The sequence below is a fragment of the Enterococcus sp. DIV0187 genome (assembly GCF_051713785.1).
Taxonomy (GTDB): Bacteria; Bacillota; Bacilli; order Lactobacillales; family Enterococcaceae; genus Enterococcus_A; species Enterococcus_A avium.
Map to the genome: position 1 here is coordinate 212343 of NZ_JBIOQO010000001.1, position 14794 is coordinate 227136.

A 14794-nucleotide genomic window follows, 5' to 3' on the forward strand; every position below is an offset into this window, starting at 1 on the left:
GGAGTATGAATGGAATTAAGAGGAAAACAAAAACGTTTTTTACGTAGTCAGGCACACCATTTACAACCGATTTTTCAAATTGGAAAAAATGGGATCAATGACGCAGTAATTGTTCAGATCAATGAAGCGTTGGAAAAAAGAGAATTGATCAAGATCAATTTATTACAAAATACTGATGAGATCGCTGAAGATGTGGCTCACGTATTAGAAGAAAAAATCAATTGCAAGATTGTCCAAATTATTGGGCGTGTCTTGGTTTTGTACAAAGCTTCAAGCAAAGAAAAGTATCAAAAAATCTCGAAAGAAGTTCAAGGGATTTAATCATCATTTTTTAGAATATTGAGGGGGAGTAACTGTTGTATCAAGATGTCTTAACGATTCCAAAAGTCAAACCAATGACGGATACTATGATGCCTAAAAAGCAGGTTGGTCTATTGGGTGGTAACTTTAATCCGATTCATAATGCGCATTTAATGATTGCGGAACAGGTCGGACAGAAAATGGGATTTGACGAAGTACATCTACTGCCAAGTTATTTACCGCCGCATATCGACGAAAAGAAAACGATCGATAGTAAGCATCGATTGGCGATGGCCAAATTGGCGATTGAAGATAATTCTTTTTTATCAATAGATACAAGAGAGCTTGCTCGTAAAGGTAAAAGCTATACGATTGATACGATGCTGGAAATGACTGCTGAAAACCCTGATACGGAGTATTATTTCATTATTGGCGGGGATGAGGTTGCTTATCTGCCTAAATGGCATCGAATTGATGAACTGGTTCGCCTCGTTAACTTTGTAGGGGTGAAGCGCGCAGGATATTCATCGGAAAGCCCATATCCAATCATTTGGGTTGATGTACCCGAAATCCAATTATCGTCTTCCTATATTAGAAAACAGGTTAATCAAGGTTGTTCGATTCGCTACCTTGTTCCAGATCGAGTGCGGAAATATATCACAGAAGAAGGATTGTACCTTGATGAAATATGATGAAAAGTATACAGCATTAGATCGTGAAGCACTGATGCAAGCTGTTCAGATGCGAATGAGTGAACGTCGTTTCAAGCACGTTTTAGGTGTTGAAGAAACAGCAGTGGCTTTGGCAGAACGCTTTGGTGGCTCACCTAAAAAGGCAAGTATTGCAGCACTGACGCATGACTATGCGAAAGAACGTTCTGATGAAGAATTTAAATTGGCAATTACTCAAGGAAATTATGAGAATAAAACAGAGCTGTTAAAGTACGGCAATGCTATCTGGCATGGGCTTGTAGGCGCGGACTTTGTTGCGCGTGAGTTAGAGATTACAGATGAAGAGATATTGAATGCGATTCGTCTTCACACTACAGGAGCAGCAGAAATGACGTTATTAGATAAGATTATTTATGTAGCAGACTACATCGAACCGGGAAGACATTTTCCAGGAGTAGAAGATGCGCGTGTCATTGCTTTTAGTGATTTAGATCAAGCCGTAGCATTTGAAACGAAACATACACTGGCTCATCTAATCGAAAGTGAAACGCCAGTTTATCCTAAAACGATTGAGACATATAATCGTTGGGTATCCAGAATGATGTAAAATAATGATAATAGTAGCAATATTGAATAAGCAAGTGATTTGGAATAAGGAGGAGAATTATCATAGATAGTAAAAATATGTTAGAAATCGCCGTGAAGGCAGCTGATTCGAAACGAGCAGTTGATATTGTGGCTTTAAATGTCTCACAGGTCTCATTATTGGCGGATTATTTTCTGATTTGTTCAGCGAATTCGGATCGTCAAATCAATGCGATTGTCGATGAAATTATTGACAAAGAAGAAGAAGCACAAGTAGAAGTGAAACGGGTTGAAGGAAAAGATGGCGGGAAGTGGGTCTTGATCGACTTAGGTGATGTGATTGTTCATGTCTTCAGTACTTCAGAACGTGAATTTTATAATTTAGAAAAATTGTGGTCAGATGCACCGCTTGAAAATATCGAGGCTTGGTTAGATTAATGGCCTATGAAACATTCGCCTTTGTATACGATGAGATAATGGACGATTCTTTATACCAGAAATGGTTGGACTTTTCAATGCGTCATTTGCCAAAAACAACGAACCAAGTTTTGGAACTAGCTTGTGGGACTGGGGCATTAGCGGTAGAATTTGCTAAAAATGGTTTTGAGGTAACAGGATTGGACCTGTCTGAGGAAATGCTGACACTGGCCAGTAATCGTGCTATTCAAGAAAATGTCTCTATTAATTGGATTGCTGGAGATATGTTGGATTTAACAGATATCGGAAACTACCAAGCAGTTACCTGTTTTTCAGATTCCCTTTGCTATATGCAGGACGCAACACAAGTCAAACAAGTTTTTGAGGGTGTATATGATTTATTAGAAGTTTCAGGAACATTTGTTTTTGATGTCCATTCGACACATCAAATAGATGAAATTTTTCCCGACTATAGTTTTCATGATCAAACTGATGATTTTGCTTTTCTGTGGGATAGCTATTCAGGCGATTTTCCTCATAGTGTTGAACATTTTTTGACATTCTTTGTTAAAAGAGAAGGCGAAATGTTTGAACGAATCGATGAATTGCATAAGGAACGGACATATCCATTAGAAACATATCAGAAGATGTTGACTGAGGTTGGTTTTAAGTTTGAAGTCTTTGCAGACTTTACAGATGAAGCACCGAGTAAGACAAGTAAACGTTGGTTTTTTGTCTGTCAAAAATAGCCGAGAGAAATCTCGGTTTTTTTGTGAATTTATCTTCGCTGCTTAGCGTTAACAAAGAGAGAAGGAGGATCAATATGCGCAGCTGTGGAATCGTAGTAGAGTACAATCCCTTCCATAATGGACATCGATATCATGCTGAAAAGGCACGTGAATTAAGTGGTGCTGATGTGGTGGTGGCTGTAATGAGTGGGAATTTTTTACAACGAGGAGAACCGGCGATCATAGACAAATGGGCACGAACAAAGACAGCCTTGCAAAATGGGGTTGACCTCGTGGTGGAACTGCCCTTTTCATGGGCGGTACAATCTGCAGATTATTTCGCTAGAGGCAGTATTAAGCTACTGCAAGCTTTGAAGTGTGACGCTATATGTTTTGGTACAGATAGTGATTCTCTTTTTGATTACGCCGAATACGGTCGTTTCTTTATTGAAGAGAAGACAGTGATTGATCAACTTTTTCATGAACTTCCCATTGGCTGGAGTTATCCGGAAAAAATGGCTGAAGTTGTTTCTCGTTTGTATCCAAAAGCAACAGTTTTCCCTCCTAACCATATTTTAGGATTAAGCTATGCAAAGGAAAATGCAATGTACGAACAGCCAATGGAAATTTTTCCGCTAGTGCGTAAAGATCAAGGCTATCATGATGAGCAGTTAGTAATTGATCAATTTGCAAGTGCAACAGGGATTCGACAAGCTGTTCTGGCGGGAGAAGATATCTCAGCATTTGTGCCAAAGGAGATACAAGCTGAAGTGAGTCAATGTCATATTTCATGGTCAGATTTTTGGCCGTATTTAAATTATCAATTACGGGCAAGTTCATTGGACAAACTGCGAGATATTTATCAGATGAGGGAAGGTCTAGAGCATCGCTTAGTTGAGCGAGATCTTGATAGTTTTTCGAATTATTTAAGAGAAATCAGTACGAAACGCTACACACAGCCTCGATTACAACGTCTTTTAACCTATGTTTTGCTACAAGTCAAAGAAGTTGAGATACAAATGGAGCAGGAGAATACAATGCTGCATATTTTGGGCTTTACTGAAAAGGGACAGACTTATTTAAATAATATGAAGAAAAAATTTACGTTACCAGTGGCCGCGAAAATAGGTCAAAAGGAAAAAGAAAAACATTTCTTAACTTATCGTGCGGATCAAGTTTACCAATTAGTTCACCCTATGGAACAAACGATTGGTCGATTTCCGATTCGAGTATAAAAAATACTTTGCAAAGCGCAAGTGAGTCGTTATAATGAGAAAGTATGAAATTAACGAAAGAGAAGTGAAAACATGGGACGTAAATGGGCGAATATCGTAGCTAAGAAAACTGCGAAAGATGCAAACAACAGTAAAATTTACGCTAAATTTGGAATTGAGATTTATGCAGCTGCTAAATCGGGTGAGCCTGATCCGCATGCCAATCAAAAATTGCGTTTTGTTATCGAACGTGCGAAAACGTATAATGTTCCAAAACATATTATTGATCGAGCAATTGAAAAAGCAAAAGGTTCTGGCGATGAAACGTTCCAAGAATTACGTTACGAAGGCTTCGGCCCGAACGGTTCAATGGTAATCGTAGATGCATTAACAAATAATGTAAATCGGACAGCTTCAGATGTTCGTGCTGCTTTTGGTAAAAATGGTGGGAACATGGGTGTTTCTGGTGCGGTTGCTTATATGTTCGACAATACGGCACTATTTGGTTTTACTGGAGAAGATGCTGACGAAATTTTGGAATACTTAATGGACAAAGAAATCGATGTACGCGATGTAGTAGATGAAGAAGGTCAGATCATTGTCTATGGAGAACCTGAAGATTTCAATGCGATTCAAGAAGCCTTGAAAGAAAAAGGTATTACAGAATTTTCCGTTGCTGAAATGCAAATGATTCCTCAGAATGAAGTCACTTTAACTGGTGATGATTTAGAAAAATTTGAGAAAATGATTGATGTGTTGGACGAGTTAGAAGATGTTCAACAAGTTTATCATAATGTCGAATTAAATGATTAATAGAAAAAAGACCAGAAAGAATCATTTTTCTTTCTGGCCTTTTTTTATAGTAGAGATTGTTCTTTATATAAATTTTCTGGAATCATTTCCAACAAAGGACTTCTTTTCCCAATAACTAATAAATTCAGTTCATGCATCGCGCGTGTGCAGACAGTATAGAGAATTAATTTGTCTTGTTCAGTATGATAATTTTCTGGCGAGATATTCCACGCATAAACACGATCAAATTCTAATCCTTTTGCTAAATAAGTAGGAATGATAATCAGACTTTTCTTCATGAAGTCTTCTTCATCAGTCAATAGTTGCACGTATTCTTTTTGAGCTGTAGTCAGTTGATTATACAATGCCTGACATTCTTCTACTGTTTTGGCAATAATAGCCGTTCGCCAATATTTCGCCATTTCAGCTGTTTCTTCAATTTGATGAATCAAGCCTTCAATCATTTGGCTAGATTCATTAGCATAATAGACTTGCGGCAGGTTACCAATACGAGCAGTTAGTTCCACGCGATTTTCTTGCGTTAAAAACTGATTGGCGAAGTTGGTGATTTCTTCTGTTGAACGGTAACTTGTAGTTAATTCAAAATGAGTCAGTGATTGTTCTGGAAAAATCTCCTCTAATGAATGAACCATACTTTCATTTCCAAAAACTTTTTGATTTAAGTCGCCGCATAAGGTATACGTCGCCTTCGGATATAGGTGACGCAATAACGCCACTTGTGCAGGTGAGAAATCCTGCATTTCATCGATAAAGATGAAGCGGGCTTTTTGTTTCACATCTAATGGATGAATGGATTTCATCAAAAGAAACATCAACGTACCATCCTCTAAACTAATATCTTTTTGTTTAAAATCGGTTCGTAGTGCCTCGAGCATATCTTTCCAATTTTTATCAGTCAATTGATAGCGAGTTAAGAGCTGGTTTGGAATGCTCTGTAAGAAATGCAGATATTGTTTGGCGTAATTAATAAATCCAAATCGATTAATCATTCTACGGATCGGACGCATTTTTTTACGTACAATTTTTTGTGCCATTTGTCGGCGTAGGCGGCGTTCAGCCTTTTCTGAATCTTCCATATTAGGGTTGTTAACAAATACAGCTTCAACCAACTCATCTGCAGCCTTTTTAACCCAATCTTTTTTCATTTCGTCTTTTTCTAAGCCACCAATTTTTTTCAAAAGCTTGGTTTGCAATAATTGCATCCGTTGATACATTGGAAGCTCTGGATTAGCTTCTTGATACCAATTGCGAATTTGCTTCTTAGAAATTAATACTTCCTGATTCAACTTAAGATCACGAAAGAGTGGACCAAACTCAGTAATACGATCGACATACTTGTACAATTCCTGAACAATCGCAAAACTACTCTTCGTTCGCAATACTCGGTCATCTTGTCCAGAAAGAAAAACTTCCTCATGGCTTTCTTCTGTATGAATTTGATAGGTCGGAAGTAGGGCGCTTAAAAAGGTTTTAAATGTTTCAGTCGGAATACCACTCTCACCAAGTGAAGGTAGGACTGTTGAGATGTAATCAGAAAAAATATGATTAGGAGAAAATAATAAGACCTGCTCATTATCTAACCACTTACGATTGTGGTACAGCAGGTAAGCAACACGCTGGAGTAATGCGGAGGTCTTTCCGCTTCCGGCGATTCCCTCTACTACTAAAACTTTGCTTCTCGTATCTCGAATTATTTCATTTTGCGAACGTTGAATCGTAGCTACGATATTCTTCATATGATTAGAAGAGGCTTCGTCCAAAATTTCCAATAGAAAATCATCATTGATTGCTTCTGATGTATCTACCATTGATAGTATGTGACCTTCACGGATTTTAAACTGGCGCTTTAACAATAACTCAATCGGGATGATAGCATCATGAGCTTCATACTGAGTTTGTCCCAATGTCCCCTCATAATAAAGGTTAGCAATCGGTGCTCGCCAATCAATTACTACGGTTTCTTCTTGGAGGTCCCGTAAAGAAGCGATTCCTAAATAAAGCGTCTCAGCTTCTTGATCTTCTTTAAAATCGATTCGTGCAAAATAAGGATTTTCCAACATCAATCTTAAAGCTCGTTGCCGTTTTTCCTGAGAGGCTAAAGATTGGTAGCGTACAAGTAGTTCTGCTTCATGCTGCCGAGTATCGGCCATTGTTTCAGCCAAAGCTTCAAAAGAACCACCTTGGATTCTTTGTCCGGCATTTTCTAACATATCAGTATCAAATTTTTCTTTTGTTTTTTTCTTTTGGCTGTCCAAAAAAACTATTTCTTGTTGGATCAAAGCGCTTGTCTGTTGGACGTGCTCTTGTTCGTACTCTCTTGCGTTCATTGAGCATCCTCCTTTGTTTTTCCATTAGCTGTTCATAGCAGCATAATAGTATAGCATATAAGGTCAAAGAGAAGCAAAGAGCTCGTTTTGACTAGCAGGAGATGGAATTAGTAACTTTAAAATTTGAATAGTTGATGTTAAACGTGAAAAACATTGAATTTTAGAGAGAAGTGGAAGAAATATATAGATAAACAAGAGAGGTCGAGAAACAGACAAATGTGAGGCTGTTAGATGATTAGAGGAATGCAAAATGACAAAGAAAATTGAACTGTTCAATTATTTGTTCAAAGAAATTCTAAAACGAAGGACTTTTAATAAAAAACGAACACCTAAAGGCTTTAAAATATGAAAGCTCATAAGTGTTCGTTTTACTAGGTATTTTACCTAAACTTCTTTATAGGTGGTCAATTAGTTCCATCAAAAGCCTGCTTAATTTGTGCAAGATTAATTTTTTTCATTTTGTACATTTCTTGCGTCGCGCGGCGAGCTTTTTCGGAATCCGAACTATTGGTCCAATTTAGCAGATCCTTATTGAGTGTTTGCCAAAAGACTCCGTATCGATCTTCCATCCAGCCGCAAGGCCATTCCTTGCCATCATGCGTAAGAGCCTCCCATACCTTATCAATATCCGTTTGATCCTTAAAATAGAAGTAAAAAGAATTTGCCATCGTAAAAGTAAAAGTATGCTTTTCTGGGCTATCCATAATAATCAGATCGTGACCGCGTAATTGAAATCCTGAAGCGCGCAGACGGTCTTCTTTTCCTTTGATGACAAAAGTCTGTTTTCCACCAAAGATGGCGATCCATTCATCAATTGCGGCTTGAGCCAAGCCATAATTGTTGTTGGCAAACATGATACAAGGGATAATTGTTTGCAAGTTTTCTCCCAAACGGATCTGCCAGGAAAAACCATAGCGATCATTTGTCCAGCCAAATTTGCCAAGCTCAGGATAATCTGTCAGAGGCATTAATGTTTCACCGTCCTGATTTAATTGTTTCCAAACATTAAGAAGTTGTTCTTCGTTTTCACAATTAACAACATAGGAGATTGCAGGTGTCGGTGAGAAATCGTCCCCTCCATTCAATAAAAGAAATTCGCAGCCGGCTAATTCTAAAGTAATCGTTAATAAGTCACCAATTTCACCGTGCTCATCTGTAATAAAATGTGTTTGATTCACAATCCTACTATCTTCAAAGGTGGACGAATAAAAGTCAGCAGCTTCACTAAGATGTCCGTTAAACCAGAGACAACAGCCAAATTGCTGTTCCATGGGATTTCCTCCTTTTTAATAAAGATTGATGTGCCAAATCACACCATATTGATCTTTAACCATTCCATATAATTCTGCCCAAAAGGTTTTCTCAAGCGGGAGCAATATAGTACCATTCTCTGCTAATTGCTGAAAAATATCTGTAGCTTCTTCTGTTGTTTTCGCATTATATACTAAGGCCACGTTGTTCCCCACAATTATTGGAGGTGCCAAATTTTCAGGGCTGTCTGAGATCATAACATTCGTGTCATTAATTTTTAAATTGGAGTTCATCACTAAATCTTTGAGACCATCATCAATCGGATGCTCGTCATCTTGGGGCATCTGTCCAAAAGTCATAATTTGAGCTGGCTCTGTTTCGAAAACTTTTTCATAAAAGGCGATTACTTCAGCAGCTTGATCTTTGAAATACAAGTAGATATCCATGATTTTTTCCTCCATTCTTATGCTGATACTTTAACACGAAGAAAGGGCTATCAATAGTAATTTGACTTACTGAAGAGACAGATGCTTGATTTTTTTGAAGAATGGCTGAAATAGTTGTCGTGAATCTGCTCAGAGTGGTTAAGTTAGAAGCTTTTTTGCTAATTTAAAAATTTTTCTATGTATAAAAAATAAGCTCTGATTCATTAATCATCTGCAATTATTTCCTTAAGTTAGCAAAAGGTAATCTGTAGCACCATGTTTTTAGATGAAATATGATAAAATAAGGCGATAAAAACAAATGTTAAAGGAGCGATTTATTATGCCATTCGTGCACATCGAGTTAATTGAAGGAAGAACAGAAGAGCAATTGACTAAAATGGTGGAGGAAGTAACTGAGGCAGTTTCAAGAACAGCAGGAGCGCCAAAAGAAAATATTCATGTTATCATTAATGAGATGCAAAAGGGCAAATATGCACAAGGTGGTAAATGGAAATAAGATTTCCTATTTATACTTGCATTTCAATCCAATAAGTGTTTATAATGACTTTGTAATTGATTGATGAAGAAAGACACCTGAACTTGAAGGCTGTTTAACAGAGAGGAAAAGCTCGGCTGAAACTTTTTCCAGACAAGCGCAAGGGATGACCACTTTCAGAAGACTCTTGTTAAATGCAGGAGCGGACAGCACCGTTATCGCTTGTGAGGGACAGGAAATCTGTCCAAAGATTAGGTGGAACCACGTTAATTCGTCCTAGTACCGATTTCGGTACTAGGACTTTTTTTTATCAATCAAAACGAATAAGGGGGAACATAGGATGGTAAAAATTTCATTTCCAGACGGATCAGTAAAAGAGTTTGACAACGGTATTACTGGCTTAGAAATCGCAAAAAGTATTTCTAGTTCATTGGCAAAAAAAGCATTAGCGGTTGTTGTAAACGGTGAGTTGGAAGATTTAAACCGAGCAATCGAAGAAGATGCGGAATTAAAAATCGTGACTGAACAAGATGAAGAAGCACTACCACTAGTTCGTCATTCAAGCGCGCATTTAATGGCACAAGCAATTCGCCGTTTATTTCCAAATATGCACTTTGGTGTAGGTCCGGCGATTGATTCAGGGTTTTATTATGATACTGACAACGGTGATGGAGAACAAATCAGCGAAGAGGATTTCCCTGCAATTGAAAAAGAAATGAAGAAGATCATAAAAGAAAATCTGCCGATTGAACGCAAAGTAATGAGTCGTCAAGAAGCATTAGATTTCTTCAGTTACGACCCATATAAAGTAGAATTGATCACAGATTTACCAGAAGATGAAGTTATCACAGCGTATACTCAAGGTGAATTCACAGACTTATGCCGCGGACCGCATGTTCCTTCAACAGGAAAAATCAAGATTTTCAAATTATTATCAGTGGCTGGTGCGTATTGGCGAGGAAACTCCGATAATAAAATGATGCAACGGGTTTACGGAACAGCATTCTTCAAACAGGCAGATTTAGATCATTTCTTAAAAATGCGTGAAGAAGCCAAAGAACGTGATCACCGTAAACTAGGTAAAGAATTAGATTTATTTATGATCTCGCAAGAAGTAGGCTCAGGCTTGCCATTCTGGTTGCCAAAAGGTGCAACAATTCGTCGAATCATCGAACGTTATATCGTTGATAAAGAAATCTCAATGGGCTATGAACATGTTTATACTCCTGTATTAGCCGATACTGGTCTATACAAAACTTCTGGCCACTGGGATCATTACAAAGAAGACATGTTCCCAATTATGGACATGGGAGATGGTGAGGAATCATTAGTACTTCGTCCGATGAACTGCCCACACCATATGATGATTTATAAAAATCATATTCACTCATACCGTGAATTGCCAATTCGTTTAGCTGAACTAGGAATGGATCATCGTTATGAAAAATCTGGTGCGTTGTCTGGTTTACAACGGGTTCGTGAAATGACAATGAATGATGCGCATATTTTTGTTCGTCCGGATCAAATCAAAGAAGAATTCCGTCGTACATTGGACTTAATTTTGGAAGTTTATAAAGACTTTGGTTTTGAAGATTATCGCTTCCGCTTAAGCTATCGTGATCCTGAAAATACTGAAAAATATTTTGATGACGATGCGATGTGGGAAAATTCTCAACGTCTATTGAAAGAAGTTATGGATGAATCTGGTTTTGATTATTTTGAAGCAGATGGCGAAGCAGCTTTCTATGGTCCTAAACTAGACGTGCAAGTTCAAACGGCTTTAGGGACTGAAGAAACATTATCGACAATTCAATTTGACTTCTTATTACCAGAACGTTTTGATTTATCTTATATTGGTGAAGATGGAAAAGAACATCGTCCAGTCGTTGTTCATCGTAGTGTTGTTTCAACAATGGAACGCTTCACTGCTTACTTGATTGAACAATACAAAGGAGCTTTTCCAACTTGGTTAGCACCAGAGCAAGTAGCAATTCTGCCAGTATCACCAGAACATCATGGCGATTATGCGTATGAAGTGAAAGATCGTTTGGTTCGTGAGGGTGTCCGGGTTGAAGTTGACGATCGTAATGAAAAACTTGGCTATAAAATTCGTCAAGCACAAACTCAAAAAATTCCGTATCTGTTAGTAATCGGTGACAAAGAAGTCAATGATGCGACAGTTAACGTTCGTCGCTATGGTAGTGAGGAACAAGAGGTACAGGATTTGAATATGTTCGTAGATGCTATTAAAGCAGACATTGACAATATGAGTCGTAATTAAGAAAATGCCGGTGGGTTCCTCCACCGGTTTTTTCTTAGGTTCAAATTGGAAAAATAGTCTTATCATAAATGAATAAGCTCAAATTTATGGGAAACGAGAGAACGAACCATTTGTGGAAAACTTTTTAAAGAAAATGCGTAATAGACGCTTTTTTATTTTTAAAAGTTTTCCACAGAAAATCGCTGAATTTAATGTTTCACAAAAGAAGGATTTGTTATTAGCTGAAAAACCATATTTTAAGCTAAATTAATTTTTGTTTAAAAAAATAATTGTATGCTCGTGAAACACATTACTGTTTTCAAGGTAAAGTAAGCGGAAGTTCTTAAACTATATTAAAGGAACCACGATTAATCCTTTTGAAAAAACACTTTTTCGGCTACAATAAGACAAGTAACTGTCAAAGTGGAAGGAACAGATGAATGAAACTAACGAATCCATTTAAGAATTTTTTTGAGAAATTAAAACTTGCGGATGAAAAAGGCCGTAATCAAAATAAGAGTCATATTCCATTCAGGTTGAATTTTCTATTTTTTGTGATTTTCGGCTTATTCGTTATTTTGGTTACACGACTAGGTTATCTCCAAATTGTTGAGGGCGATAAAATGAAAGCCGAAATGAAGGCTTCTACCACAATCACTGTGAAAGAAAATGCACCACGTGGGGTTATTTATGATGCTAAAGGAACAGCGTTAGTTAATAATAAGGCTAACCCAGCAATCACCTTTACCCGTGGTAATCAAATGGAAGCATCAGATATTCTCAAGTTAGCGATTGAGTTGGATAAGTTAATCGATGTACCGACTGATGAAAATCTAACTACCCGCGACAAAAAGGACTATTGGCTCGCGGATAAGGATCATTTAAAAGAAGCCGAGGATCGGTTATCCTTTAAGGAAAAAAATCTTGATAATACAAATGAATACCAAAAACTTGTAGATAAAGTTAAAGATAGTGAAATTCAATTCACCGAAGACCAGTTGAAAATTGCAACGATCTTTAAACGAATGAATAGTGCCTCCGCGCTTAGCACTGTCTTCATTAAAAATGATGGTGTGACAGACGAGGAGTTGGCAGTGGTAGCTGAACGTGCCTCCGATTTGCCAGGAGTCTCTACAGGTACTGACTGGGATCGTTCTTATAATGAGGATTTAGATGGTTCATTAAGAAGTATCCTAGGAAAAATTACAACTGAAAAAGAAGGACTGCCTGCCGAAGAAGCGGACGAATTATTGAAAAAAGGTTATGCAAGGAATGACCGTGTCGGCAAGAGCTATCTAGAAAAGCAATATGAAGAGCAACTTCAAGGTAAGAAAGGTGAATACAAGGTCACCTTGAACAGTGAAGGAAACATTGAAAAACAAAAGGAAGTAAAAAAAGGTGAAAAGGGATCGAATCTCGTTTTGACTATTAATAGCGACTTCCAGAAAAAAGTCGAAGATATTTTGAAAAAGCATTATCAAGGTTTAGTTGATAGTGGTGTTGCAAAGTATTCTCCAGGGGCCTATGCTGTAGCGATGAATCCAAGTACAGGCGAAGTTTTAGCTATGACTGGCTTTACACATGATGTGAACAGCAAAGAGATAGAAGAAAACACATTAGGGACAATCACCAGCGCGTTTGAACCAGGTTCTGTGGTGAAGGCCGGTACGGTGACCGCTGGTTATCAGACGGGTGCCATTACTGGAAATGACACATTAATTGATCAACCGATTAAATTGTCCGGTACAGCGCTAAAAGGGTCGATTTATAATAAAGTATTAGGAAATCAAATTCCATTGAATACAGTAAAAGCGTTGGAATGGTCCTCTAATGCTTATATGATGCAAATTGTGTTGCGTATGCTAGGAGTTCAATATCAACAAGAAATGTCCTTACCAGAGAGCGCCTCTTCTAAAGAAATGTACGATAAATTACGTAACGCTTTTGCAGAATACGGGATGGGCGTGAAGACGCAAATTGATTTGCCAAACGAAACGCGTGGGCTAGTTAATGAAGACTTTGGAACGGATCATGCTCCTGGGGGCGGAAACTTGCTTGACCTGTCATTTGGGCAGTATGATACGTATACACCCATGCAATTAGCACAATATGCGTCCACTGTTGCGAATGGCGGTACTAGAATTGCTCCGCATGTTGTTAAGGGAATTTATGGAAATAATGACAGCGGTGGTCTTGGAGAATTGCAGCAAGAGATTACTGGCAAAAAACTGGATCAAGTGAATATCACAGCAGAGCAAATGGGGATTATCAAGCAAGGTTTTTATCAGGCAGTACACGGAAGTGATCCTTATACAACGGCTAGAGACTTAGCTTCGGCAAAACTTGATCCTGCGGCAAAAACCGGAACAGCCGAAACAGTTGTATCGGTCAACGGTCAGGCGGTTAATACGATTAACAGTAATATCGTCGCCTATGCTCCCCACGATAAACCACAAATAGCTATTAGTGTGATGCTGCCAAACTTAGACGAAGAGCATGACGATACAAATAAAGCAATTGCAAAAGACATAATAAATGCATTTGCAGACACATATGGCGTACAATAAAGCTAGGGAGCTTTGCTCCTTAGCTTTATTTGTTTAGTTTTCTCTATTATTCTTGTGAAAGAAGAGTAGAGAGAATTCTTAACCATAGTTTTGAGAGAAATATAACATAAAAGTATTTTCCTAAAAAGGATAAATGGATTTTGTATGAAAGGGAGTAGACACTATGACAGTTTATAACTTTGAAGTGAAACAAACGGATGGGACAGAAAAATCTTTAGCGGATTATCAAGGAAAAGTTTTATTGATCGTTAATACAGCAACCGGATGCGGGTTTACACCGCAATATGAAGGATTGCAAGACTTGTATGACCATTATAAAGATAGCGGCTTTGAAATTCTGGATTTTCCTTGCAATCAATTTGGAAATCAAGCACCTGGCACCAATGCCGAAGTCGCAGATTTTTGTCAGATGAATTATCATACGACGTTTGAAACATTTGGAAAAATCGATGTGAACGGCGAAAATGAAGCCCCATTGTATAGCTATCTAAAGAGTGCGCAAGGTGGTTTACTTAACAATGCTATCAAATGGAATTTTACAAAATTCCTGATTGATCGTGAGGGAAACGTAATAAAACGCTATGCATCACAAACAAAGCCAGAAGATATTGCAAAAGATATTGAAGCCCAACTTTAAAAACGTCAAGTAGAACTACTTAACAAAATTGACAAAAAGACTGGTCAAGAAAATAAAAACATGATATGATATCAAAGTCTGAGAAATATCTTGGAAAACTGAT

At 37.8% G+C, this 14794-nt stretch carries 14 protein-coding genes; 11 read left to right on the forward strand and 3 right to left on the reverse strand.

Going from position 1 to position 14794, the window contains the following annotated elements; translation table 11 throughout:
• Window positions 1-9 precede the first annotated feature (9 nt).
• From yhbY to IGI52_RS01105, 7 genes are all read left to right on the forward strand, one after another.
• Window positions 10-321 carry a ribosome assembly RNA-binding protein YhbY gene (gene yhbY, locus IGI52_RS01075; protein ID WP_216409746.1) on the forward strand — a complete coding sequence of 104 codons (312 nt, stop codon included), beginning with the start codon at window positions 10-12 and terminating at the stop codon, window positions 319-321.
• 35 nt (window positions 322-356) lie between these two features.
• The gene (locus IGI52_RS01080; protein ID WP_438780165.1) at window positions 357-992 is read left to right on the forward strand and encodes a nicotinate-nucleotide adenylyltransferase; all 636 of its coding nucleotides are present in this window, start codon (window positions 357-359) and stop codon (window positions 990-992) included.
• Complete coding sequence (yqeK, locus tag IGI52_RS01085) at window positions 982-1578, forward strand: bis(5'-nucleosyl)-tetraphosphatase (symmetrical) YqeK (protein ID WP_127978779.1); 597 nt, start codon at window positions 982-984, stop codon at window positions 1576-1578. Before IGI52_RS01080 ends, yqeK begins: the two co-directional genes overlap by 11 nt.
• A gap of 59 nt (window positions 1579-1637) precedes the next feature.
• Complete coding sequence (gene rsfS / locus IGI52_RS01090) at window positions 1638-1994, forward strand: ribosome silencing factor (protein WP_277956735.1); 357 nt, start codon at window positions 1638-1640, stop codon at window positions 1992-1994.
• Window positions 1994-2722: a class I SAM-dependent DNA methyltransferase gene (locus IGI52_RS01095; protein WP_137440051.1), complete on the forward strand. Its 729-nt coding sequence runs from the start codon at window positions 1994-1996 to the stop codon at window positions 2720-2722. Before rsfS ends, IGI52_RS01095 begins: the two co-directional genes overlap by 1 nt.
• Before the next feature lie 74 nt (window positions 2723-2796).
• Window positions 2797-3936 (forward strand): nucleotidyltransferase, encoded by a 1140-nt coding sequence (locus IGI52_RS01100; RefSeq protein WP_438780166.1) that lies wholly within the window; start codon window positions 2797-2799, stop codon window positions 3934-3936.
• A 72-nt stretch (window positions 3937-4008) separates the two neighbouring features.
• Window positions 4009-4728: a YebC/PmpR family DNA-binding transcriptional regulator gene (locus tag IGI52_RS01105; protein ID WP_438780167.1), complete on the forward strand. Its 720-nt coding sequence runs from the start codon at window positions 4009-4011 to the stop codon at window positions 4726-4728.
• Between the two features lie 44 nt (window positions 4729-4772).
• Here the strand turns inward: IGI52_RS01105 and helD are convergent, their stop codons facing one another.
• From helD to IGI52_RS01120, 3 genes are all read right to left on the reverse strand, one after another.
• On the reverse strand, window positions 4773-7055 hold the full coding sequence (helD, locus tag IGI52_RS01110) for an RNA polymerase recycling motor HelD (RefSeq protein ID WP_438780168.1): 2283 nt from the start codon (window positions 7053-7055) through the stop codon (window positions 4773-4775).
• Window positions 7056-7459: 404 nt separating this feature from the next.
• The gene (locus tag IGI52_RS01115) at window positions 7460-8326 is read right to left on the reverse strand and encodes a VOC family protein (protein WP_438780169.1); all 867 of its coding nucleotides are present in this window, start codon (window positions 8324-8326) and stop codon (window positions 7460-7462) included.
• Window positions 8327-8341: 15 nt separating this feature from the next.
• Window positions 8342-8752 carry a VOC family protein gene (locus tag IGI52_RS01120; RefSeq protein WP_438780170.1) on the reverse strand — a complete coding sequence of 137 codons (411 nt, stop codon included), beginning with the start codon at window positions 8750-8752 and terminating at the stop codon, window positions 8342-8344.
• A gap of 319 nt (window positions 8753-9071) precedes the next feature.
• On the opposite strand from IGI52_RS01120, the gene IGI52_RS01125 reads away from it, so the two are divergent.
• The 4 genes from IGI52_RS01125 (at window position 9072) to IGI52_RS01140 (ending at window position 14691) form a co-directional block, all read left to right on the forward strand.
• A complete protein-coding gene (locus tag IGI52_RS01125; RefSeq protein WP_016180667.1) occupies window positions 9072-9248 on the forward strand; it encodes a 2-hydroxymuconate tautomerase in 177 nt (58 codons plus the stop codon).
• Between the two features lie 319 nt (window positions 9249-9567).
• On the forward strand, window positions 9568-11508 hold the full coding sequence (gene thrS / locus IGI52_RS01130; RefSeq protein WP_270786007.1) for a threonine--tRNA ligase: 1941 nt from the start codon (window positions 9568-9570) through the stop codon (window positions 11506-11508).
• A gap of 419 nt (window positions 11509-11927) precedes the next feature.
• On the forward strand, window positions 11928-14054 hold the full coding sequence (locus tag IGI52_RS01135; protein ID WP_438780171.1) for a penicillin-binding transpeptidase domain-containing protein: 2127 nt from the start codon (window positions 11928-11930) through the stop codon (window positions 14052-14054).
• Window positions 14055-14217: 163 nt separating this feature from the next.
• Window positions 14218-14691, forward strand: coding sequence for a glutathione peroxidase (locus IGI52_RS01140; protein WP_438780172.1), 474 nt, complete (start codon window positions 14218-14220; stop codon window positions 14689-14691).
• The last annotated feature ends 103 nt before the right edge of the window (window positions 14692-14794 follow it).

Excerpts from the sequence above, each read along its gene's own strand:
- IGI52_RS01100 (WP_438780166.1), top strand. The coding sequence starts at position 2,797 with ATGCGCAGCTGTGGAATCGTAGTAGAGTACAATCCCTTCCATAATGGA.
- IGI52_RS01095 (WP_137440051.1), top strand. The coding sequence starts at position 1,994 with ATGGCCTATGAAACATTCGCCTTTGTATACGATGAGATAATGGACGAT.
- IGI52_RS01105 (WP_438780167.1), top strand. The coding sequence starts at position 4,009 with ATGGGACGTAAATGGGCGAATATCGTAGCTAAGAAAACTGCGAAAGAT.
- IGI52_RS01125 (WP_016180667.1), top strand. The coding sequence starts at position 9,072 with ATGCCATTCGTGCACATCGAGTTAATTGAAGGAAGAACAGAAGAGCAA.
- thrS (WP_270786007.1), top strand. The coding sequence starts at position 9,568 with ATGGTAAAAATTTCATTTCCAGACGGATCAGTAAAAGAGTTTGACAAC.
- IGI52_RS01135 (WP_438780171.1), top strand. The coding sequence starts at position 11,928 with ATGAAACTAACGAATCCATTTAAGAATTTTTTTGAGAAATTAAAACTT.
- helD (WP_438780168.1), bottom strand. The coding sequence starts at position 7,055 with ATGAACGCAAGAGAGTACGAACAAGAGCACGTCCAACAGACAAGCGCT.
- IGI52_RS01120 (WP_438780170.1), bottom strand. The coding sequence starts at position 8,752 with ATGGATATCTACTTGTATTTCAAAGATCAAGCTGCTGAAGTAATCGCC.
- IGI52_RS01140 (WP_438780172.1), top strand. The coding sequence starts at position 14,218 with ATGACAGTTTATAACTTTGAAGTGAAACAAACGGATGGGACAGAAAAA.
- IGI52_RS01115 (WP_438780169.1), bottom strand. The coding sequence starts at position 8,326 with ATGGAACAGCAATTTGGCTGTTGTCTCTGGTTTAACGGACATCTTAGT.
- yhbY (WP_216409746.1), top strand. The coding sequence starts at position 10 with ATGGAATTAAGAGGAAAACAAAAACGTTTTTTACGTAGTCAGGCACAC.
- yqeK (WP_127978779.1), top strand. The coding sequence starts at position 982 with ATGAAATATGATGAAAAGTATACAGCATTAGATCGTGAAGCACTGATG.